The following is a 21,559-nucleotide window of genomic DNA, read 5'->3' as shown; positions in this document are numbered from 1 at the left end:
ATGTCCCCGATAAAATATGCAGAAGTCAATTGTAATGGAGCTAGCTCCATTACAATTAAAAACAATAACTTTGTTGAAATTTTAGAAAATTAGACAGTTCTAATATGGGTGAGCCTACAGGGCCACAAGCCTGTCCAATGTTCGTTTTGCCTTTAAAGCTGACCTACAATACATTTTACGTCTTTTTAAGTCTCATAATTTTAGGGTGCAAGCAATTTACACGGCAAAATAAAAGCCCTTAAAAGGGCTTATTTGTATCTTGCTTTTAGAAAATTAAGGGCTTGTGCAACGGCTACTATTGTTATCGCTTTTATTTATTTGAATCACCCCAAAAAATCATGAGTAAATCTTTTGCAATTTAATCAAGGCTGGGTCTTATCCATTTTTTGATACCTCCTAATTCCTTTTGCTTTTCATATTCCATCCAAAAAGGTTTTTCATTTGCCAAAGGAACATTTTCATTCACCATAAAAGGTCTTACATTTCTCCACCATTGGTCGTAAATTTTACTCATTTCAAGTACTATTTCGGGGTGTTGAGCTGCTATATCCTGTTTTTGCCCCGGGTCGGTAATTACATCGTATAACTCTTTGTTATTTACAAAGCGGTAACGTTCGTTTCGTACCGCACAGTTTTTGTAAATCGAGTTATTAGGGTTCGAGTTTTCCAGAGTACCCATCCAACGTTCGCTACCTTCTTGGTTGTTTGCATTTTTAGGATTTAAGGGCCATCGTCCACCGTGAATAAAACGATACCTGTCGTCGGCCTTATAAGTTCTATCCTTTAAATATGGCAAAAAACTTTGTCCGTCCATGTCAGGAATATCCGAGATATCAATTCCAGCAATTTCTGCCAATGTCGGTAGTATGTCGTAGTGGTTGAGTAAGGCAACCACTTTTTCACCTGCCGCAAAGTTATTTGGCCAGCGTATAAAAAACGGAACTCTTGTTCCTCCTTCATGCACACTGCCTTTCATTCCCTTCATGCCAGCATTGTAAGTAGGGCCATGCACAGTATTGTTGCCACCGCCTGTTTTTCCATTGTCTGACATAAATATCAGAATGGTATTATCAGCAAGATTCCAGGCACTTAGTTTTTCCATTAAAAGACCCAAATTATCATCTACGTTTTCAATCATTCCATAAAAACCTTGGGCTTTTTTTGGATAACCTTGTTTTATAAATTTCGCCTTGTATTTATCGGGAGCAATAAAAGGACCGTGTGGTGCATTTAATGAAATATAGGCAAAAAACGGTTTATCTTCATTCGCTTTAGTTTTGATCCACGATAAAGCCTGTGTGAAAAAAATATTGGTACAATAACCTAAGGTTTTCACAAAGGTTCCGTTGTGTTTTATAATTGGATCGAAATACCTATTGTCGGGAACATCTGCACACGAACCAGCATAAGCTTGACCAATTCCACCTGCACCATGAATAAACACTTCGCTAAATCCACGACTATCGGGTTGATATTCAGGCTCATCGCCCAAATGCCATTTTCCGAATATGCCGCTTATGTATCCGCCTCTTTTTAAAATTTCCGGCAAGGTTCTTATCCCCAAAGCCATTCGTTCACGTTCTAAAATGGTATGCGTAATCGCATTTTTAAAAGGATGCCTACCTGTCATTATTGCTGACCTTGTTGGAGCACATGTTGGACTAACTTGAAAATCTTCCAGACTAATTCCCTGCGATTTTAATTTATCCATATTCGGCGTTAAAACATCAGGACTTCCATGTGCAGAGATGTCTCCATAGCCCTGATCATCGGTCATTACTAAAATTATATTGGGTGGAATTGTTTTGCGGGTGCAAGCCATAGAAAAAAGGAATATAAACAGTACGGAAAGTGATTTTAATTTTATTAAGCTTTTCATTATAATTTGTTTTACATTGATTTTTACATACTCAATATATTAGCGATAACGTAATGTATATGGAAAGTAAGGAATTTAAAAAGCCAATGCCCTTTGGTTTTTACAAAGCCAATTTAGTAAATAAATGTTTAAAATGTAGGATAAATATTAATTTTATAAATTGGCGACGTGCCGGTTTGATCTAACTTTGGTTTAGGCACGGAATCCCTTATTTTTTATATATAGTGTGCCTGTTGCACAACTTCTCAAATATAATCTAAAATTTTAAGATTTGCATGAAACTTCTTATTTTTAAGGATGCAAGGCAAAAAGCAATATCAGGAGAAACTGTTCAATCAGTTCCAGTTGAGTGCCCGTGTACCGGAGCACAATTTCTACCGTCGTTTAAAAAGGTATTTTAAGCCCATATGGCCATCTTGACCAAGAAAACGCTGCCCATGAGCTTTGATGAGCGCATAGGTAAACTAAATCTACTAATACGGGGCTGGGTTAATTATTTTAAACCAGCTTCCATACAAGGGAAACTCAAAAAGTTGGACGAATGGTTGCGAAATCGCATACGGTACTGCATTTGGCATGACTGGAAGAAGCTCGAACGAAAGCGGAAAAACCTAATTCGGTTGGGCGTGCCCCAAGGGCAAGCCTATGCATGGAGTAGAACAAATATGGGAGGATGGGCAGTAGCTCAAAGTCCTATTTTGCGAACCACGATAACGCAATCAAAACTTCATAAAAGAGGCTACCTAAGTATGCTAACATACTACAAAGGTCAATATCATTTTTGAACCGCCGTATACGCGACCCTTACGTACGGTGGTGTGAGAGGTGCACCGTGGACTTATCGTTCACGGCCGCCTACTCGATTGAACTAGTTATTTTTTAGATTATGGGTGATGAATTTTTTAAGGTCTTTTGGGATTTCTAGTCTCGAACCTAATATTTCAACTGCATTTGATTTGCTAAGTGTGAAATTCATTTTTAACTTTTGTTCCCCTTTAGGTTTGTTAGCATTTACATTTTCCATTAACTGATTAATAAATGCTACTAAAAACCAAATTTCAAATTTGCCTCTTAGGTGAGTTTTTTGCTCACTGATGTAGTTTATCTTGTTATAAATAGATTTGATTTCTTTCCAAATTTCTGAGTTATCGATATTACCGGTTTTTTTATTTAGATAAGAAAGTAATTTTTGTCCTTGTGGACGGCAAGATCTACAAATCTTCATATCATCATCAAATGAAAAGATGTGAGATAGATTGATATTTGCCAACTGAATTTTATTTTTTTTGCTGCGATGATATATTATCCATGAAGTCAATAGTTTCATTAGGCTACAAAATTCCTTGTGCTCTTTTTTGAATCTTTTGACTATGCCTTTTATTGTCTCAGTATCTGTTATGTGAAGGAGGTCAATTAATATTCTTTTAAGAATTTTGCCATTAACCAGATAGTTCTCAATTGAATAATATTTTGTCACAAAAATATTTTCATCAGATACGTATGAGATATTAAGAATGTCCGAATAGTCTTTATCTACAAAAAACAATACTTTATTCTTGTTGTAGGTGTTCCAATTTATTTTTTTATAATTCTCATAAACACCTTCTTTGTTTTTACTATTGTAGAAATACAACTCATATTTTTTTCCAGCAATATTTTTTAGGAAATTTGTATAAAAAGAGGGGTCATCATTACCTTCAATAAACAAATGCAACGATTTATCTGTCTTGCTATATTCTTGTAAAAATCGAATATGTGATGTTATAGGAGAAGCTCCAGCATCTTTTAACGATTGTAAAAAACTATTCATGGTTAAAACTTTGTTTCAAACTCATTCAAACCATGAGCGTATCTTTCGAGTTTATTTTCAAATATGAATGGGGAATGAGTGACGGCAATTAAGCCTAAACATTTATCATTATTTTCTATGTCTGTTAAAAATCTTTTTTGCCAAGAAACTGATAATGAGAGTTCTGGTTCATCAATTATTACAATGTAATTTTTTGATGTAGACAAATAAATATGACTAAATAATGAAACAATTTGTTTCTCTCCAGAAGATAGATTGCTAAATTCTATCGGTTTTTGAAAGTCTATTTTGCCTTTTTTGAGCGGACGAATGAGGATTTGAAAATTGACATAATCATATAAGAAAACTTTGTTTGAGGAGTAGTCGTTGCAGATTTTTATAAATTCAGCTATTTCTTTTTCATCTTTTTCTAGTTTTGAATAAATGGTTGTAAGTTTATATATGAAATATGCTAGAATTTTATTCTCCTCCTTTTCAATAGTCCCACCTTCTCTGATGTCACTTACGAATTGATTTAATTTACTCTTTTCGTTGTTTGACAAAACATCCTCATCAATTCTGTCAAATATTCTTTCTAACGATTCAGGTGTTAGAGATTCAATTTGATTATACGTGATTTTTGAGTAGTTTTTATTTATCACATCTTTAAGATAGCCACCCGTTAAGTTCGTTTTCAGATTTGAGTTAAAGTCTTCTCGAAGGTGGTTTAATTTTTGGTTAACTTTTTCAACAACATCTTCCATTCCAAACTCTACTAATTCAACAAAGCCCGTTTCTCTTTCGTGGCTTAATTGTCGATATTTTTTTCTTCTGTATGAATTAAGTTCTTCTTTAAGGTCTGGTAAAATATTACTTAGGTCTTGTTCAATTCTTCTATACGTAGGAAGGTAGAGAACTTGCGTATTGATAAGGGAAGATAGTAATTGTTCCTTTTCCCTAAGAGTGCTTTCAAAAAGGTTGATTTGTTCTCTTTCCGCATACCTACTTATTTCCATAATTAAACTTTTAGGTAAGCGGTAATCATCAGCAATGTATTCTAGTTTTTCATAATCATTTGAAAAGATTGAAAAATCTTGATTTTGCAAGAACGCATTAACTCTTTCTCTAACAGCAGGTGTATACCTCCTTAAAAGGCGGTTAAGTTTATCAGAATTTAGAATGTCTATTTCATTTTTTTCTAATCTAATTGTGTTTTTTTCAAGCTTTATTTCTATCGCAAAAAACTCATACCTTAATAACTTAGTCCATTGACGGCTAATAAAGAAATAGATAATGTTTACTATTGTGGTTTTCCCAGCTCCATTTTCTGCAACTAAGATTAATCGGTTATTTTCAAGACGGATTTCATAGTCTTTTTCCCCGAAGAGTTTTTCAATTCGTATGTTTTTTATTTCTGTCATCTTTTTTTAATTAAGCCCAACGTGGTTGTGTAAAAATAGTTACGTGTTTTAAGTACCTAATTTAGCAAATACAAACCGAATAGAAAATCCGCGAGGATTTTCGTAAGTAGGCCTGCACTAGCAATTAATTTTATACGGCGTTGTACACTGGCTTTTTTTAATAACTTCCAATGTACCATTTGTCCATTCGTTTAATAAGCTTAATTTTTTCTAGTTTATCAGAATATTGTCCAAATGCAATTTCTATTTCTGCAGTTTCATTTTCAATTTTCGGATTACCCATTATTCTGCCATTTTCAAAGGATTCTACAAATCGGTTTTGCATTTCGGTCGGTTGCATTTCTACCAAACATATTCTGCGAGTATCAGCATCGTTTTCTCCATAAGGGTCACAGAGATTTCTTAATTTACTAAAGTCCTTACTTTTTGCCGATTGAAATATGTAATTAACAACTCCTTCTGGCGTGTCTTGAAAATCAAAGGTTTCTCGGAGGCTAGTTAGCGAGATTTCTTTTTCTAATTTTCTGATGTAGTCATTTAATATGTTGATTTTTTGATTCTGTTCAGTAAGTTGTTTTTCTTTTGTTGAACTTAAACGACCCAATTGAAATTTATTGATTTCATTTAGATTGTTTTTTTCTTGTACTAACATTTTTTTCAGTCTGTCAAGCTCATTGGTTAACTCCATTTTTAGTTTGGACTTTCCAACCTCAATTTTTTCTAAATGAATTCTTTCCTTTTCTTTTCGTTCTGCTAATGCTTTTTGTTCAAGTTCAATTTGAGCTTTTTCTTGTTCGATTTCCTTTTTACTTTTTCCGCACGAAATTGTCAGAATAATTAGTCCGATGGTCAAAATGTAGTTTATTTTCATATTTGAGTTTTGGTATTTTTAGCTTGTGTACAACTTGTTTATATGGATGACTAAATGTTTAATAATGTTCTCAAAAGTTGAGATAATATTACTTTTTTAGTCGTATACTCTCAAGTGCAAAACATGGAAGCTAATATAATTACTTTCTTATAAACATAGAAAATAATTCCTTCAATTTTATAAAGAATATCAACAAAGCCTAAACCAACCTAATAGAAAGTTTTTAAGCCATTATAGAGGTGTTTGGTAGATATAAAAAAAAACAGTGTAGTTATTATTCCTTCACTTTTTTATACAGCGGAATACGATACGAAATGGTATAGCCATAACCCACACCAATACCACTGCTGTCGTAGGTTTTATGGAATCCCGGAATGTAAACATTTTCAAAGTTGTTGGGCACTGTTTCTGTAACCGACATTTTAAGCTGTATATTAAGCCCAAGATATAAGTTGTTAAACAATTCGGCCTTAATACCAAGAATGATTTCGGCCCACACTGCAGTTAAACCATCAAAAGACTTGCCGTCACTAACACTGTACTGAGGTGCCCAAAACTGGTCGGTGTTATAGATGTTATAACTATTAAGATTATGGCTAAACGAGCTGGCCGCCAAACGAAAACCAGTATAGATCATATTGTCCATATCCAACCAGTTTTGGTACATATTATAGTCTATTCCAGCCTTGATATACGAACCCTTACTTGTTATGTCTAAATAGTCTGTAACCGTATTTTTTTCTTCAAAACCCAATTCCCCGGCAAGGTATAATTTAGGCTTTAAGCGGTAATCGGCACTGACCTCAAAACCGCTGTAGTCATCATTAACGAACGAGCGAACCAGTTTCCCAATATCGCCTCCCACACGCAGACCGTATTTTAACTGTACTTTTAAAGTGTCGGTAGCAGTGCTGCTTACAATGCTATCGTTTTGTGCGCTGGCAAACACACAAAAGAAAACCATAAACAGACTAATGGTATATGTTAAAGTGTGTTGTTGTTTCATCTTCTACAGATTGGTTGGGGTTAAGGGGTTGTTGCGATAATATCCAGTTGTCACCATCGTCTTCAATGGTGAGTGTTACATTTTTAAAAATGGTTTTATAACCACAGGCACGCGATACATATACTTCTTCGCGACTGTAGTTAATGGTTAAAACATCGAAATTCCCATCTATAGTATCATCACTCGTATCATCAGGTGTACCATTGTCATTTACCGTTGCATCCTTTATAAGTCTGTATTGCGTAGTGTTGGCTTTTGTATCCAATGGTAACACCAATTTGCTTTTAGATTCAAATGCAAAGCCAGGAAGTATGTCGCTTTCGGTGCCTTTGGCTACAACCAGATTAAAAATATTTTTCTTGCTTTCTTGATTTTCGAAATCAAAAACATCAATAATTAAATGGGGGGTAGTAGGAGTGCTGCCCGGACAGATATCGTCTCTTTCACAGCTTGTATGTGCCGTGAAAATAGCTATAAATATTAGTAAACTTAGTTTCTTCATGAATTTAGGGTACGCTACTTTTTTATATAATGACTTAACAAATAGGTTTTTACACGTTTAAATTTTTGTACTGACCTGCGATAAATAATTAATTATATCGGTTGGTATTGTCCACTATTTGCCAAATGCCCATTATGGGCTTTCTTTCATAAGGTTACAAATAAACGAATAAACACATAAACAATAAAAGCTCTGGTTAACGTTTTTCCAAAAGGACTACATTTTCGACGTGAAACGTTTGTGGAAACATATCTACCGCCTGCGTTTTCGTTACTTTGTACATGCTATCCATTAATGCCAAATCCCTAGCTTGCGTGGCACTGTTACAACTTACATAGACTACTTTTTTTGGGGCAATGTTCAATATTTGCTGTACCACATCCTTATGCATACCATCACGGGGCGGATCGGTAATTATAACATCCGGATGTCCATGAGCGGTAATAAATTCGTTATTAAAGACGTGTTTCATATCGCCTACAAAGAAGTCAACGTTATTAATGTTATTTAATTGTGCATTCTCCTTAGCAGCTGTGATAGCATCAGGGACCGCCTCTACGCCAACTACTTTACGCGCTTTCTTGGCAACAAATTGCGCAATGGTTCCAGTGCCCGTATAAAGGTCGTAAACTAGCTCGTCACCCGTAAGCCCCGCAAAATCGCGGGTTATTTTATAAAGCTCGTAAGCCTGATCGCTATTGGTTTGGTAAAAAGACTTGGCATTGATTTTAAAGCGTAAGCCTTCCATTTCTTCAAAAATATGATCCTTACCCTTATAACAAATAACCTCCTGATCGTAAATAGTGTCGTTCCCTTTACCGTTAATGACGTATTGTAAGGACGTTATTTGCGGGAAGTTTTCAAAAAGGAAATCCAATAAAAGCTCGCGCTTTGTTTTGTCGTCCATAAAGAACTGGATCAATACCATTAGGTCACCAGTACTGGCTGTACGTATCATCATGGTACGCAACAAGCCCGTTTGATTACGGGTATTAAAAAATGCCATATCGTTATCGATTGCAAATTGCTTAACAGCATTGCGTATGGCATTGGATGGATCCTCCTGTAAATGACAGGACTTAACATCCAAAATTTTATCCCACATACCCGGAATATGGAACCCCAAAGCGTTTTTGTCAGCAAGCGCTTCGTCAGATTGTATTTCCTCTAAGGTCAACCATCGGCTATCACTAAAGGAAAATTCCATTTTATTACGATAAAAATACTGCTTGGCAGATCCAAGTATGGGCGTTACATCGGGAAGTTGAATGTGGCCCAGGCGCGTTAAATTATTAACAACCTCCTTTTGTTTATAATACAATTGGTGCTCATACCCCATATGTTGCCATTTGCAACCACCACAGGTTCCAAAATGCTCACATACTGGGGTTACCCGCTTATCCGACAACTTATGGAATACGGTCGCTTTTCCCTCATAATACGCTTTACGCTTCTTAAAAGTTTGCACATCTACTACATCACCGGGAACAGCATTTGGTAAAAATATTACCTTGCCATCTGGCGCTTTGCCAACAGTTTTACCTTTGGCACCGGCATCTATAACTTCAACGTTGGTAAAGACCTGTTTTTTGTTTCTTCTTGACATGCTGCAAAAATAATAATAGCCACAATATATATTGCTTTATTTGTGTTTACTTTATAAGATTTTTTTTGAGACGGTTTAAATTTTATCATCTGGCTTTAAAGCCTTAATCAAAAAGAATTCTTCGACGCTCTGCGTCGGGGTTTCCATTGAAATTGTCATTCCCATTAAACGGGAATCTAAATACAGAATTTCGGTTTTTGACCTTGTGAGGTCTAAATGAAACGAGCCAAACCTGTACTGAGCATTCTAAGTGTACCCCTAAGGCTCTGCCTCGGGGATAGTTCGTTTCAAGAAATTCTTTACTTGGAAAAATTGACCTTTGACAAAATTTAAATGAGTTCTATATATGTAGATAGGGTGTGCTAGAGGCAATGCTTTTAAATGTATAGGCAAAAATTTTAGGACATCGTGAATATTTAGTAAATTGCAAGCCCTAGGGATGATTTCTCTCCCACGCTGAATTTTCGACACTTCGAAAGGATAAAGGTACAGTAGGAATGGTTATTTTATCAATTTAATATCATTAAAATGGCTGTTTTAGATCACATAACACCGCAACAAGCAATTAATTTAGAAAACCAATATGGCGCGCATAATTACCATCCGCTTCCAGTAGTATTGAGCAAAGGGGAAGGCGTACATGTTTGGGATGTAGAAGGTAAACAATACTATGACTTTTTATCGGCCTATTCGGCTGTTAATCAAGGACACTGTCACCCTAAGATCGTAGATGCTATGGTGCAGCAGGCACAAACATTAACCCTAACTTCTCGCGCATTTTATAACGATATGTTAGGCAAGTACGAGAAAATGGCTTGTGGATTTTTTGGATTTGATAAGCTTTTACCAATGAATACTGGCGCAGAAGCCGTGGAAACGGCTTTAAAGATTTGCAGACGCTGGGCATACGAAGTAAAAGGTATTGAGGAGAACCAAGCAGATATTATTGTATGCGAAAACAATTTCCACGGACGCACAACAACCATTATTTCGTTTTCCAACGATCCTGTGGCGCGGAAAAACTTTGGGCCGTATACTAAAGGCTTTGTTAAGATACCTTACGATAATATTGAAGCATTGGAATTGGAGCTTAATAACAATCCAAATGTTGCTGGCTTTTTAGTGGAGCCAATTCAAGGCGAAGCAGGCGTGTATGTGCCAAGCGAAGGGTATTTGGCTAAGGCTAAAGCACTTTGTGAGCAGTACAATGTTTTGTTTATAGCCGACGAGGTGCAAACCGGTATTGCACGTACGGGAAGGCTGTTAGCGGTAGATCATGAAAACGTACACCCAGATATTTTGATATTGGGTAAGGCCTTAAGTGGTGGTGCTTATCCGGTAAGTGCCGTTTTAGCGAATAATGCCGTTATGAAAGTAATAAAGCCAGGGAGTCATGGTAGTACATTTGGAGGTAATCCCATAGCTGCGGCCGTAGCCATGGCTGCTTTAGAAGTAGTACAAGAAGAGAATCTTGCCAGTAGAGCAGAGACCTTGGGACAATTATTTAGAGACGAGCTAAATGCATTTATTAAAACAAGTAATATTGCTAAGTTAGTGCGAGGCAAAGGTCTTTTAAATGCGATCGTTATAAATGATGATGAAAACAGTGATACAGCTTGGAACATTTGTTTAGCCTTGCGAGATAATGGTCTGTTAGCTAAGCCAACACATGGTAACATTATCCGCTTTGCCCCACCTTTGGTAATAACTGAAGCACAGCTGTTGGACTGTGTGTCCATTATTATAAAGACATTAAAACAGTTCGAGTCTTAAGCAGTTTCTTGTTGAGCTAATTATATAAAGTACCCCAAGGCTTGGCTTTGGGGTAATTTTTTGACTAAACCCCATCCGATGGTAAGCCCACAAGTTTAATGCAAACCAAAGTTTGCATTGCCGCGACACGAATACACGAATACACGAATATTTTAGCCCTTGCCATTCGTGGATTTGTGGCTTATATCAAACAAGTTTATTAACCCGTTGTGCATTTTGGGTCAAACTAATTCTAAAAATGTCAGGAGTGATTTTTTGATAAAAAAATTGTATCGAGAACTATTACAACGATTAAAATTCTTATTCTCGATACGAATTTTACTCATTTCAATCGTAAAATTCACTCGAATTGACAGAATTTTATCAAAATGTACAACGAGTAGTTTATTAATCTTATCTTAATCATTTCGTAACCTTTAAGCCGAAAAATAGTAGTGTTTTTGCAAAAAAAACATGGAACTATTTTTGTTGAGTTTTGGAGCGTTGTTTTCAATTATGAATCCACTGGGTACGGTTCCCGTTTTTGTTGGTCTTACCCTCGATAATAGTAAAAAGGAACGGGCTGTGACGGCATTTTGGACAGCTATTGATGTATTGGCTATTTTGCTATTGTCGTTTTTCGCAGGGAAGTATATCTTGTCTTTTTTTGGTATTAGCTTGAATGCTTTAAAAATAGCAGGAGGTCTTATTATTGTGTCTTCTGGCTTTGCTCTGTTAACAGGTAAATTTAGGGAACATAAAGGCATGAAACGAGAACGCGTACAGGAAGATATCCGTACACGCGATTCGATCTCACTAACACCGTTGGCCATTCCCATGTTGGCTGGCCCAGGAACAATTTCCCTATTAATTACCTACAATCAGGAATACCATTTACCGGAACAGATTGTGATATTGATAAGTGCCATGTTGCTTTCAGCCATCAGTATCTATCTAATTTTAAAGAGTGCTCATGGCATTGTTAAGCTATTGGGAGCCTCTGGAATCAATGCTCTATCAAGAATTATTGGGTTTGTAGTCATTGCTATTGGAGTAGAGTATATAATTTCGGCCGTAGTCGATATTGTAACGCGTATTATCGCTGTGGCATAAAATACAAGGATATCATGTGTAGGTGTTAAACCCATCTTAAAGTTATATGTAATAATTTGAATAGTAGTAATTTTAGGTATAATTATAAACGAATGAAACGAGCATTAAGAAATTTTAAAAATTACTTCACTAAAGGAAATGTTTAAAATTTTTAATGAGAGAACGAGTGTAAGGAGTGGTTGCACACGTTCTTAATTTTATAATTACAATAAAATCAATTAATTACTAAAATTTAAACGTGTGAAATTACAAAACCTTCTCTTTCTATTTCTGGCATGTGTTTTTACAGTTAGCAATGCTCAGGACATGTCCTTTGAAACCTACAATCCAACCTCAACACTTGTTGTCCCAGGTAACATAATAAAGCAAGCAAAGTTCCCATTTATTGACGTACATGGGCATCAATACAGAATGGCAACACAGGATTTGTCACCAGTTGTCGCAGCTATGGATACCTTAAATATGAAGATTATGGTCAATTTAAGTGGGCGTTCTGGCGACAACTTAAAAATGGCTATTAAAAATATAGCAGACCATTTCCCGAATCGGTTTGTAGTATTCGCTAATATTGACTTTAATAATGCTGGAGCAGAAGGGTGGATAGAAAAAACAGTTGCCCAATTAAAGCAGGATGTAAAAAATGGAGCGCGGGGATTAAAGGTTTATAAAAGCTTGGGAATGTACAATAAAGATGTGCAAGGGAATAGGTTGGCTGTTGACGATGCGCGGTTGGCTCCTATTTGGGAAACCTGTGGTGACTTAGGTATCCCTGTACTTATTCACTCAGCAGACCCAAAGTCATTTTGGGATGATTTTAATGCAGATAACGAACGTTGGTTAGAACTTAAAACCCATCCTCGAAGAAAACGCAGTGCAAGCGATCCAGCCCCATGGGAGCAAATTATTGCCGAACAACATCGCATGTTTAAAAAATACCCTAAAACAACGTTCATAAATGCCCATATGGGCTGGTATGCCAATAATTTAGGTAGGTTAGGGGAATTGCTAGACGAAATCCCAAATATGAACGTAGGCATAGGTGCTATTATAGCCGAATTGGGACGACAACCACGATTCGCAAAAGCCTTTTTTATAAAATACCAAGATCGCATTTTATTTGGAAAAGACAGCTGGAAACCCGAAGAGTTCCCTACTTATTTTAGGGTTTTAGAAAGTGCCGATGAATATTTTCCATACCATAAAAAGTACCATGCTTTTTGGGCTATGTATGGCTTGGGTTTGCCAGACGAAGTATTGAAAAAGGTGTATTATAAAAATGCCTTACGTATTGTGCCAGGGCTTGATACTTCCATGTTCCCTAATTGATTATAGCGGTATGTTACCGTGTTTTCTTTTTGGTATGTTTACCTCTTTATTTTCAAGCATAGCGAATGCCTTTATAAGTTTGCGTCGTGTATCTTTAGGTAAAATAACCTCATCTATAAAGCCGCGACTAGCCGCGCTGTAAGGGTTGGCAAATTTTTCGGAATACTCTTTTTCTTTCTCAGCTAGTTTTTTAGCAGGATCTTTGGCTTCAGCAATTTCTTTTTTGAAGATGATCTCACTGGCGCCTTTGGCTCCCATAACAGCAATTTCGGCTGTAGGCCATGCAAAATTCATATCGGCACCAATATGTTTGGAGTTCATAACATCGTAAGCACCACCATAGGCTTTTCTGGTAATAACCGTTACACGGGGAACTGTGGCTTCGCTAAGGGCGTATAATAACTTAGCACCGTGTACAATAATACCTTGCCATTCTTGGTCGGTACCGGGTAAAAATCCGGGAACATCAACCAACACTAGTAATGGTATATTAAAACAATCACAAAAACGTGTAAAACGCGCTGCTTTTTTTGAGCTGTTAACGTCTAGAACACCAGCTAAAAACATGGGCTGGTTGGCTATAATGCCAATACTTCGTCCTCCTAACCGTGCAAATCCCACTATGATATTTTCGGCATAGTCTTTATGGATTTCGTAAAAGGAATCCGTATCAATAATACCTGAAATAACGGAGTGCATGTCGTAGGGCTTATTGGGATTATCGGGAATGATATCCGATAGGGTGTCGCGCACTTCGTCGTTTAAAGTAATGTCTAATGTTTTAGCTGTTTCCCTGTTGTTTTGGGGCAGATAGCTTAACAGGGTCTTAATTGCTTCTAAGCAAGCAACATCATTGGCGGCTGTTTTATGGGCGACCCCCGATTTGGAAGCATGTGTATGTGCACCTCCCAAGGCTTCACTTGAAACTTCTTCGTTGGTGACGGTCTTAACCACATTAGGGCCGGTAACAAACATGTAACTGGTTTGTTCTACCATAATGGTAAAGTCGGTCATCGCAGGTGAGTACACGGCACCACCGGCACATGGTCCCATAATGGCCGATATTTGTGGTACCACACCAGAGGCCTGTACATTTCTGTAAAATATATCGGCATAGCCACCAAGGGATCGGACGCCTTCTTGAATGCGTGCCCCACCAGAATCGTTAAGTCCTATAATGGGGACTCCAACTTTAAGGGCCATGTCCATAATCTTACATATTTTTTCTGCGTGTGTTTCGGATAGAGCCCCACCAAAAACCGTGAAATCTTGTGCGTAAACATAAACCAGTCTGCCGTGTATTGTGCCGTAACCGGTAACGACACCATCGCCATAGTAAATTTCTTTTTCCATACCAAAATCGGTGGTGCGATGGGTTACCAGTAAGCCTGTTTCCTCAAATGAGCCTTCATCCAATAGGTAGGCAATTCGCTCTCTTGCAGTTAGTTTTTTCTTGGCGTGCTGCTTGTCTATACGTTTTTGTCCACCCCCAAGATGGGCCAAAGCGATGCGTTCGTTCAATTTGTTTATTTTAGAATCCATAGGCTTATTTTAATGTGGTAAACGTATTTTTTTTAGGTCTTCGGTGTATTGTTTTAAAGCAATGAGTGCCGCTAGTCTGGCTTCGGCTTTCATTTTGGCTTTTATTGTTTCGGGGCTAAAATGATTGTTTACAAAATGGGTGTCAAAATTTCCAGAACGAAAGGCTTCATGTTCAAACACAAAGCGACCAAAGGATAGAGTGGTTTCTACACCTTCAACGTGGTAGTTGGAAATGGCCTCTAGCATGCGCTGTATGGCTTCTTGGCGTGTTTTACCGTGTGTGATTAATTTGGATAGCATGGGATCGTAATAAATGGGAATATCCATATGTTCTTCGAAACCATTATCGACACGAATGCCTTTTCCTGTTGGGATACGGTATGTATTTAAACGTCCAACGCTCGGTAGAAAATTATTTAAGGGGTCTTCGGCATAGACTCGTAATTCTAGTGCATGGCCGTTGATTTTTAAATCCGATTGTTTTATTTTAAGAGCTTCTCCTTGTGCGATCCTAATTTGGAGTTCTACTAGATCGACTCCAGTAATCAATTCGGTTACGGGATGCTCGACCTGTAAGCGGGTGTTCATTTCCAAAAAGTAAAAATTGTGATTTGAATCCAAAAGGAATTCAACTGTACCTGCTCCCAGATAATCACAGGATTTAGCAACTTTTATGGCTGCTTCTCCCATTTTGGATCGCAATTCGGGACTTAACACAGTAGATGGTGCTTCTTCAATTACTTTTTGATGTCTTCTTTGGATACTGCATTCACGTTCAAAAAAGTGCAATATGTTACCATGGCTATCTGCCATGACTTGAATTTCGATATGTCTTGGGGAACTGATATACTTTTCAATAAATACTGAACCATCACCAAATGCTGATGTTGCCTCGCTAATAGCGCGTTCCATTTGTGTTTCTAATTCTATTTCTTTTTCAACGATGCGCATGCCCTTGCCACCGCCACCAGCCGATGCTTTGATTAAAATTGGAAATCCGATTGCTTTGGCTATGTCCTTTGCTTTGGAAATATCGGTAATGGCTTCATCAATTCCAGGAACCATAGGGATATCGTACTGCTTTACCGCTTCTTTTGCAGCCAGTTTGCTACCCATTGTTTTAATGGCCTTAGAACGTGGGCCAATAAAAATGATATGATTGGCTTCGCATAACTCAGCAAAATCTGCATTTTCACTTAAAAAGCCATAACCGGGATGTATAGCGTCTACATAGAGTTGTTTGGCAACATGTATTATTTTTTTGGCATTTAGGTAAGATGCACTAGATGGCGCTTCTCCTATGCAAATTGCTTCATCGGCAAATTTAACATGGGGTGCATTTCTATCGGCAATAGAGTAAACAGCTACTGTTTGTATGCCCATGTTTTTAGCAGTTCTTATAATACGCATGGCTATTTCGCCTCGGTTTGCAATAAGTAGTTTCTTAATTTGAAGCATCGTTTGATTTTTATTATGGAGCTATAAAGGAGTCTATTCAAAAGTGATTAATAACTGGTTTTTATCAACTGCATCGCCTACATTGACTTCTATGGATTTTATAATGCCATCTCTTGGTGCAACAATGCTATTTTCCATTTTCATAGCTTCTAAAACCAATAAGGGTGCGTTTTCTTTTACTGTTTCTCCTGCATTTGCGCTAATGTTAAGTATTAGGCCGGGCATAGGTGCTTTTATGGTATAGATATGTTTCGTGGAGCCTGTAGTGAATCCCATGTCCCTAATACGAATGTCAAGCACATTATGAATAACGACTTCGTATACTGCATTGTTAATATTTACACAATACGTTTTGGCATAGAAATTAGCCTTTGTAATTTCTGCTTGATAGGATTTGTGTTCTTGGAGTATGTGGAATGTACTGTTGGAAGTTTTTAGGATATCGAGTTGCTCAAGAGTTACTTCTTTAATTTCAAATTCGTATGAGTCATTTACCTTGGCTTTGAAAACGGCATCCATAGTTCTTATTTAATTTGCAGGTCATTATTACTGCGATTTCTTTTAAAGACAACCTAAAAGAAATAGCCTTAGGTATAAATATAAGAATTTTTGGATGTATTTGTTCTTTTGACGAATTAAGTTTAGAGTTTAAAATGTGATCGGTCCTGGTGTTTTTTAATTGCCTTTCTAGATAAGTAAACACCAAAGAACAACGATACAAAGGCACCAAGCCAAATACCGGGTATATAATCGATAAATAGAAAAAAGTCGTAAGCACCGTGAAAAAGGATGGCTAGAAATAAGCCGGCAAGATTTAAGCGTATCCTGTTTTTGGAAAATTTTGCTTTACCCATGTAGTATCCCATTAAAATTCCGAAGGTAGCGTGCGCAGGAACTGCAGTAAAGGCCCTAAGCAAAGCTGTTTGGTAGCCACCGTCCATCACATAAAATATATTTTCGGTCGTGGCAAAGCCCATGGAAACCATAAGGGCATACATAATGCCATCAAATGGTTCGTTAAATGCTTTGTTTGGTTGCGCATAATAACGAACAATAATGTATTTGCTAAATTCTTCGGTGAGTGCAACAACAAAAAACGCCTTAATAAACTGTTCAAAAATACTAAAATGGTTGGGTAGGGGTAAAAGTATATTAAGTACATAACTGATAAGTGTAGTTACTAGAATACTTAAGATGGCACCCATTAAAAAACAGTAAAGAAGGATGATTTTTGGCTCTTTTTCGTAACGATCCTTATAGTATATGTACAGGATTATAATAGCTGCAGGGGCAATGGCAGTGAGGAGTAAATTCATTTTATATTAAAGTTTGTTTGATGTGCTCCAAAACCACTTTGTAATAGGGTTTGTTTGAAGGAACTAAATGGTTTTCAATACCAATATGGTCGATTAGGTATTTGAAATCATCTAAAGAAACTAGTTTTAAAGCTTCGACCTCTTCTTCTTGCGGTTTTAAGCGGGTGATGTCTACTTGCAGTTCACAAATGAAACTATGGTGGAATTCATTATCTACAATACCATTTTCATAGTTTTGAAAGCATTCAAAAACACCTATTTTTTTTAGTTCGGATTCAGAAATGGTTAGTCCAATTTCTTCTTGGGTCTCTCGAACGGCTGCTTGGGATACCGTTTCTCCGGCATCAATATGTCCAGCAACGGAAACATCCCATAGTAGCGGACAAATACTTTTGCTGGCTGAGCGTTGTGATAGTAATATATGACCTGATTTAGTATAGAACCAGATGTGCGCTGTATTATGGTAATAGCCTTTTTGATGAATGATAGATTTTAACTCCGATTTACCTGTCGGCTTGCCTTCTTTAGTTACGATGTCAATATATTCGTCCATGGGGCTTTAGTGTTGAACTTATAAGTTATCCAATTTTAAACTATAGTCGTATTGCAAATCTTCATGTAAGTTAATAATTATTTTCTTTGTCAATTCTAACTGGCGCTGGTACATGTTTACCAATTGTACACTCTTATTTATACTTGGGGAAAAGTGTTTTAATTTATAGCAGAAATGCAGTAATAGTTCGACTTCGGTTTCCTTATTTTGCGAGTAGCGGATGTACTTTTTTGTATTTCGCAATATCTTACGAACACTTTTTTTTATGTAGAAAAAACTACTGGTGTTAATCAGTTCAAACTGTTCGTCTATATAGTCCTTAACCGTTTCGATGTATCCATTTTCGTCATGGGATTCGAAAAGGAGGTAGGTGAGAAGTTCTTTGTTTTCCTTTTTGAATTTGGATAGGCGTAAGCAAAGTGCTGCTAACTCAGCATTAGATTTATGCTTTAGTTCGTGTTTTATATTAACAATTGAAGCAGCTTTCAATTGCTATTGTTTTTTCACCCCGTCTATAGAAAACTTACCTGGTCCGGCTAAAAAGATTGCTATAAAAGCGATTAGGAAGAGTAGTGCTTTTTCTTTTGTCCCAATAGGATCACTTATATGAATAACAAAGGCGGCAACTCCCATTGTGATAATAGCAGGAAGGGTAGCCCATTTTGTTTTAAATCCTATGATTATTAATATTGGTGCTATTACTTCACCTATTAAAGCTAAAACTAAAGAAAGTGGTTCGCCAAAACCAATGGGATCTGCAAATTTTATAGGGCTTTCAAATAATAATTTAATTTTAGGAATACCATGGGTAAGCATCAATGATGATATTCCTACTCGTAGTATTAATAGTGCTAAGTCGGTTGATTGTCGTATCATTTTAGTGATTTAAAGTAAAATGGTTAGTTATCTTAATTTAGGAAAATCTGAGGGTGCCAACTCATGCATTATGTCGTAGACTGCTTCAAAAACGTCTTCTATTGATGGTTTTGAAAAATAGTCGCCATCGTTACCGTAAGCGGGTCTGTGTGCTTTAGCAGTTAATGTTTTGGGTTGGCTATCGAGATATTGATAGGCATTTTGGGTGTTTAATATCTCATTTAATATATAGGCAGATGCACCACCTGGAACATCTTCATCTATTACTAAAAGACGATTGGTCTTTATAATACTTTTTACAATATCGTGGTTTAGATCGAAAGGCAACAGCGACTGGATGTCAATCACTTCGGCATCAATTCCAACGGTTAGCAATTCTTTTGCCGCTTGTTCTACAATACGAAGGGTCGAGCCATAAGATACCAATGTAATATCATTGCCTTTTTTTATGGTTTCAACAACACCAAGAGGTGTCTTAATATCGCTAAGGTTACTTGGCATTTTCTCTTTCAAGCGGTAACCATTTAAACACTCTACGACCAAAGCAGGATCGTCACCCATTAAAAGGGTGTTGTAAAAGCCCGCGGCTTTAGTCATATTTCTAGGAACCAGAATATGAATGCCACGCGTTAAATTTAGAATGCCTCCCATTTGGGAACCAGAATGCCAGATACCTTCTAGTCGGTGACCACGGGTTCTTATAATTAATGGTGCTTTTTGTTTCCCTTTGGTCCTGTAGTGTACGGTTGCTAAATCGTCACTAATAATTTGAAGGGCGTACATAATGTAGTCTAAATACTGGATTTCAGCAATAGGTCTTAATCCGCGTAAGGCCATACCAATACCTTGTCCAACGATAGTGGCTTCACGAATCCCGGCGTCGGCAATACGCAGTTCGCCATATTTTTCTTGTAAGCCCTCAAGCCCTTGGTTTACATCGCCAATATTACCGCTATCTTCTCCAAAAATTAGAGCTTCTGGTCTACTTTTAAAAATAGCATCAAAATTATCGCGAATAATAATACGCCCATCAACCGTTGGGGCATCTTCAGCGTAAATTGGTTTTACTTCCTTTATGAGTACAGGCGACCTTTCGGTTTCAACATAAAGATGGGAACTAAACTTAGGTTGGTTTGTTTCAAATTGTGAGTCAATCCATTTTCTAAGAAGCTCTTTTTCGGGGGATGTTTCTCTTAGAATGTATCTTAAAGCTTTTCTAGCCTGCGTTAAAATATCTTTTTGTGTGGGTTCGTCTATTGCGATCACACTATTTTTAATGTTAGTAATAAAAGCACTATTGGGACTTGTGGCTGCTATTTGTGTTAAAATAGAAACTAAGCTTTTTTGATCTTTTAAAACGGGTTTCAAGAAAGTGGCCCAAGCGCTTTTTTTAGCTTCCCTAACATCTCTTTTTATGGTTCTTTCTATATCTGTAAGGGTTTCATTGTCGGCTATCCCATTTTCAATAACCCACTCACGCATTTTTATATTACAATCGTGCTTGGTTTCCCAATCTAAACGTTCCCTGGATTTATACCGTTCATGAGAGCCCGACGTGGAATGGCCTTGTGGTTGTGTTAATTCTGTTACATGAATAAGAACAGGTACATGTTCCTCTCTGGCAATGGCTGATGCTTCCTGATAAGTTTCAATTAAATTGGCATAATCCCAACCTTTAACGCGTAAAATTTCATAACCTTTATTATGTTTATCGCGTTGAAAACCTTTTAAGATTTCCGAGATGTTTTCTTTTGTTGTTTGGTGTTTTGCGTGCACGGAAATGCCATATTCGTCATCCCAAACACTTATTATCATGGGGACTTGTAATACGCCGGCAGCATTAATGGTTTCAAAAAATAGGCCTTCACTGGTACTGGCATTCCCAATGGTTCCCCAAGCAACTTCATTACCATTTACAGAAAAGCCTGAAGGATTAATATCCTTAACGTGTCTGTAAATTTTTGAAGCTTGTGCCAAGCCTAAAAGACGTGGCATTTGTCCGGCAGTAGGAGAGATATCGGCACTTGAATTGTATTGTTTTGTTAAATCTTTCCATCGCCCTTTGTCGTCTAAACTATGGGTGGTAAAGTGTCCTCCCATTTGCCTACCTGCCGACATAGGTTCTATTGCAAGGTCGGTATTAGCATATAAGCCTGCAAAGAATTGCTCCATAGTTAATTCGCCTATGGCCATCATAAAGGTTTGGTCACGGTAATAACCAGAACGCCAATCCCCTTTAAGGAATGCTTTAGCCATAGCTAGTTGAGGGACTTCTTTGCCGTCACCAAAAATTCCAAATTTTGCTTTACCTGTTAATACTTCACGTCGCCCTAACAAACTACATTCTCGACTTCTAACAGCTATTTTATAATCATTTAAAACTTCTGCTTTAAAATCGTCGAATGATATGTTGTTTTTCAAATCTGGAATTATTTGCATGGTGCTATGCTTTAACTGGTGCAAAAGTAGTTAATCTTTATGTTTTTTGCAATTTTAAGCCAGCCTTATTCTTTGCGTTATATTTAAAAATATGCAATTAAAAGCTTTTC

Annotated in this window: 19 protein-coding genes; 4 read left to right on the top strand and 15 right to left on the bottom strand. The window is 37.0% G+C overall.

Annotated elements, in window-relative coordinates; all coding sequences use genetic code 11:
* Positions 1-358: 358 nt before the first annotated feature.
* Positions 359-1,879 (bottom strand): arylsulfatase, encoded by a 1,521-nt coding sequence (locus JF259_RS15370; RefSeq protein ID WP_199116595.1) that lies wholly within the window; start codon positions 1,877-1,879, stop codon positions 359-361.
* Positions 1,880-2,295: 416 nt separating this feature from the next.
* On the opposite strand from JF259_RS15370, the gene JF259_RS15365 reads away from it, so the two are divergent.
* Positions 2,296-2,664 (top strand): group II intron maturase-specific domain-containing protein, encoded by a 369-nt coding sequence (locus JF259_RS15365; RefSeq protein WP_449618959.1) that lies wholly within the window; start codon positions 2,296-2,298, stop codon positions 2,662-2,664.
* An 83-nt stretch (positions 2,665-2,747) separates the two neighbouring features.
* Here JF259_RS15365 and JF259_RS15360 read toward each other — a convergent pair whose 3' ends face one another.
* The 6 genes from JF259_RS15360 to rlmD form a co-directional block, all read right to left on the bottom strand.
* Positions 2,748-3,689, bottom strand: coding sequence for a DUF4435 domain-containing protein (locus JF259_RS15360; RefSeq protein WP_199116594.1), 942 nt, complete (start codon positions 3,687-3,689; stop codon positions 2,748-2,750).
* Between the two features lie 2 nt (positions 3,690-3,691).
* Positions 3,692-5,089 carry an AAA family ATPase gene (locus JF259_RS15355; RefSeq protein WP_199116593.1) on the bottom strand — a complete coding sequence of 466 codons (1,398 nt, stop codon included), beginning with the start codon at positions 5,087-5,089 and terminating at the stop codon, positions 3,692-3,694.
* A 157-nt stretch (positions 5,090-5,246) separates the two neighbouring features.
* Positions 5,247-5,960: a hypothetical protein gene (locus JF259_RS15350; protein ID WP_199116592.1), complete on the bottom strand. Its 714-nt coding sequence runs from the start codon at positions 5,958-5,960 to the stop codon at positions 5,247-5,249.
* Between the two features lie 274 nt (positions 5,961-6,234).
* A complete protein-coding gene (locus tag JF259_RS15345) occupies positions 6,235-6,966 on the bottom strand; it encodes a DUF6048 family protein (RefSeq protein WP_199116591.1) in 732 nt (243 codons plus the stop codon).
* Positions 6,932-7,468 carry a DUF6452 family protein gene (locus tag JF259_RS15340; protein WP_199116590.1) on the bottom strand — a complete coding sequence of 179 codons (537 nt, stop codon included), beginning with the start codon at positions 7,466-7,468 and terminating at the stop codon, positions 6,932-6,934. Before JF259_RS15340 ends, JF259_RS15345 begins: the two co-directional genes overlap by 35 nt.
* A 196-nt stretch (positions 7,469-7,664) precedes the next feature.
* Positions 7,665-9,074, bottom strand: a complete 1,410-nt coding sequence (gene rlmD / locus JF259_RS15335) for a 23S rRNA (uracil(1939)-C(5))-methyltransferase RlmD (RefSeq protein ID WP_199116589.1) — start codon at positions 9,072-9,074, stop codon at positions 7,665-7,667.
* Positions 9,075-9,602: 528 nt separating this feature from the next.
* Here rlmD and rocD point away from each other — a divergent pair.
* The 3 genes from rocD to JF259_RS15320 all read left to right on the top strand — a co-directional run bounded on the left by rocD (position 9,603) and on the right by JF259_RS15320 (position 13,265).
* Positions 9,603-10,847: an ornithine--oxo-acid transaminase gene (gene rocD / locus JF259_RS15330; RefSeq protein ID WP_199116588.1), complete on the top strand. Its 1,245-nt coding sequence runs from the start codon at positions 9,603-9,605 to the stop codon at positions 10,845-10,847.
* A 453-nt stretch (positions 10,848-11,300) separates the two neighbouring features.
* Entirely contained in the window at positions 11,301-11,939 is a 639-nt protein-coding gene (locus JF259_RS15325; RefSeq protein WP_199116587.1) for a MarC family NAAT transporter, read from the top strand.
* Between the two features lie 240 nt (positions 11,940-12,179).
* The gene (locus tag JF259_RS15320; protein WP_317192097.1) at positions 12,180-13,265 is read left to right on the top strand and encodes an amidohydrolase family protein; all 1,086 of its coding nucleotides are present in this window, start codon (positions 12,180-12,182) and stop codon (positions 13,263-13,265) included.
* Here JF259_RS15320 and JF259_RS15315 read toward each other — a convergent pair whose 3' ends face one another.
* The 8 genes from JF259_RS15315 to JF259_RS15280 all read right to left on the bottom strand — a co-directional run bounded on the left by JF259_RS15315 (position 13,266) and on the right by JF259_RS15280 (position 21,449).
* Positions 13,266-14,807, bottom strand: coding sequence for an acyl-CoA carboxylase subunit beta (locus tag JF259_RS15315; RefSeq protein ID WP_199116586.1), 1,542 nt, complete (start codon positions 14,805-14,807; stop codon positions 13,266-13,268).
* A 9-nt stretch (positions 14,808-14,816) separates the two neighbouring features.
* On the bottom strand, positions 14,817-16,256 hold the full coding sequence (accC, locus tag JF259_RS15310; RefSeq protein ID WP_199116596.1) for an acetyl-CoA carboxylase biotin carboxylase subunit: 1,440 nt from the start codon (positions 16,254-16,256) through the stop codon (positions 14,817-14,819).
* A 42-nt stretch (positions 16,257-16,298) separates the two neighbouring features.
* Positions 16,299-16,784, bottom strand: a complete 486-nt coding sequence (locus JF259_RS15305; RefSeq protein ID WP_199116585.1) for an acetyl-CoA carboxylase biotin carboxyl carrier protein subunit — start codon at positions 16,782-16,784, stop codon at positions 16,299-16,301.
* A gap of 122 nt (positions 16,785-16,906) precedes the next feature.
* On the bottom strand, positions 16,907-17,581 hold the full coding sequence (locus tag JF259_RS15300; protein WP_199116584.1) for a PrsW family intramembrane metalloprotease: 675 nt from the start codon (positions 17,579-17,581) through the stop codon (positions 16,907-16,909).
* 1 nt (position 17,582) lies between these two features.
* Positions 17,583-18,134, bottom strand: a complete 552-nt coding sequence (locus tag JF259_RS15295) for an NUDIX hydrolase (RefSeq protein ID WP_199116583.1) — start codon at positions 18,132-18,134, stop codon at positions 17,583-17,585.
* A gap of 18 nt (positions 18,135-18,152) precedes the next feature.
* Positions 18,153-18,623 (bottom strand): hypothetical protein, encoded by a 471-nt coding sequence (locus JF259_RS15290; RefSeq protein ID WP_199116582.1) that lies wholly within the window; start codon positions 18,621-18,623, stop codon positions 18,153-18,155.
* 3 nt (positions 18,624-18,626) lie between these two features.
* A complete protein-coding gene (locus tag JF259_RS15285) occupies positions 18,627-19,010 on the bottom strand; it encodes a DoxX family protein (RefSeq protein WP_199116581.1) in 384 nt (127 codons plus the stop codon).
* Between the two features lie 27 nt (positions 19,011-19,037).
* Positions 19,038-21,449 carry an alpha-ketoacid dehydrogenase subunit alpha/beta gene (locus tag JF259_RS15280; RefSeq protein WP_199116580.1) on the bottom strand — a complete coding sequence of 804 codons (2,412 nt, stop codon included), beginning with the start codon at positions 21,447-21,449 and terminating at the stop codon, positions 19,038-19,040.
* Positions 21,450-21,559 lie beyond the last annotated feature (110 nt).

Source organism: Snuella sedimenti (genome assembly GCF_016428595.1).
GTDB lineage: Bacteria > Bacteroidota > Bacteroidia > Flavobacteriales > Flavobacteriaceae > Snuella > Snuella sedimenti.
The sequence above is the reverse complement of the archived record's forward strand: the minus strand, read 5'-3'. Positions and strand labels throughout refer to the sequence as shown.

Coding starts and splice junctions, on each gene's coding strand:
- JF259_RS15345 (WP_199116591.1), bottom strand. CDS start 6,966: ATGAAACAACAACACACTTTAACATATACCATTAGTCTGTTTATGGTT.
- JF259_RS15370 (WP_199116595.1), bottom strand. CDS start 1,879: ATGAAAAGCTTAATAAAATTAAAATCACTTTCCGTACTGTTTATATTC.
- JF259_RS15325 (WP_199116587.1), top strand. CDS start 11,301: ATGGAACTATTTTTGTTGAGTTTTGGAGCGTTGTTTTCAATTATGAAT.
- rlmD (WP_199116589.1), bottom strand. CDS start 9,074: ATGTCAAGAAGAAACAAAAAACAGGTCTTTACCAACGTTGAAGTTATA.
- rocD (WP_199116588.1), top strand. CDS start 9,603: ATGGCTGTTTTAGATCACATAACACCGCAACAAGCAATTAATTTAGAA.
- JF259_RS15350 (WP_199116592.1), bottom strand. CDS start 5,960: ATGAAAATAAACTACATTTTGACCATCGGACTAATTATTCTGACAATT.
- JF259_RS15340 (WP_199116590.1), bottom strand. CDS start 7,468: ATGAAGAAACTAAGTTTACTAATATTTATAGCTATTTTCACGGCACAT.
- JF259_RS15305 (WP_199116585.1), bottom strand. CDS start 16,784: ATGGATGCCGTTTTCAAAGCCAAGGTAAATGACTCATACGAATTTGAA.
- JF259_RS15315 (WP_199116586.1), bottom strand. CDS start 14,807: ATGGATTCTAAAATAAACAAATTGAACGAACGCATCGCTTTGGCCCAT.
- JF259_RS15285 (WP_199116581.1), bottom strand. CDS start 19,010: ATGATACGACAATCAACCGACTTAGCACTATTAATACTACGAGTAGGA.
- JF259_RS15280 (WP_199116580.1), bottom strand. CDS start 21,449: ATGCAAATAATTCCAGATTTGAAAAACAACATATCATTCGACGATTTT.
- JF259_RS15295 (WP_199116583.1), bottom strand. CDS start 18,134: ATGGACGAATATATTGACATCGTAACTAAAGAAGGCAAGCCGACAGGT.
- JF259_RS15300 (WP_199116584.1), bottom strand. CDS start 17,581: ATGAATTTACTCCTCACTGCCATTGCCCCTGCAGCTATTATAATCCTG.
- JF259_RS15360 (WP_199116594.1), bottom strand. CDS start 3,689: ATGAATAGTTTTTTACAATCGTTAAAAGATGCTGGAGCTTCTCCTATA.
- JF259_RS15355 (WP_199116593.1), bottom strand. CDS start 5,089: ATGACAGAAATAAAAAACATACGAATTGAAAAACTCTTCGGGGAAAAA.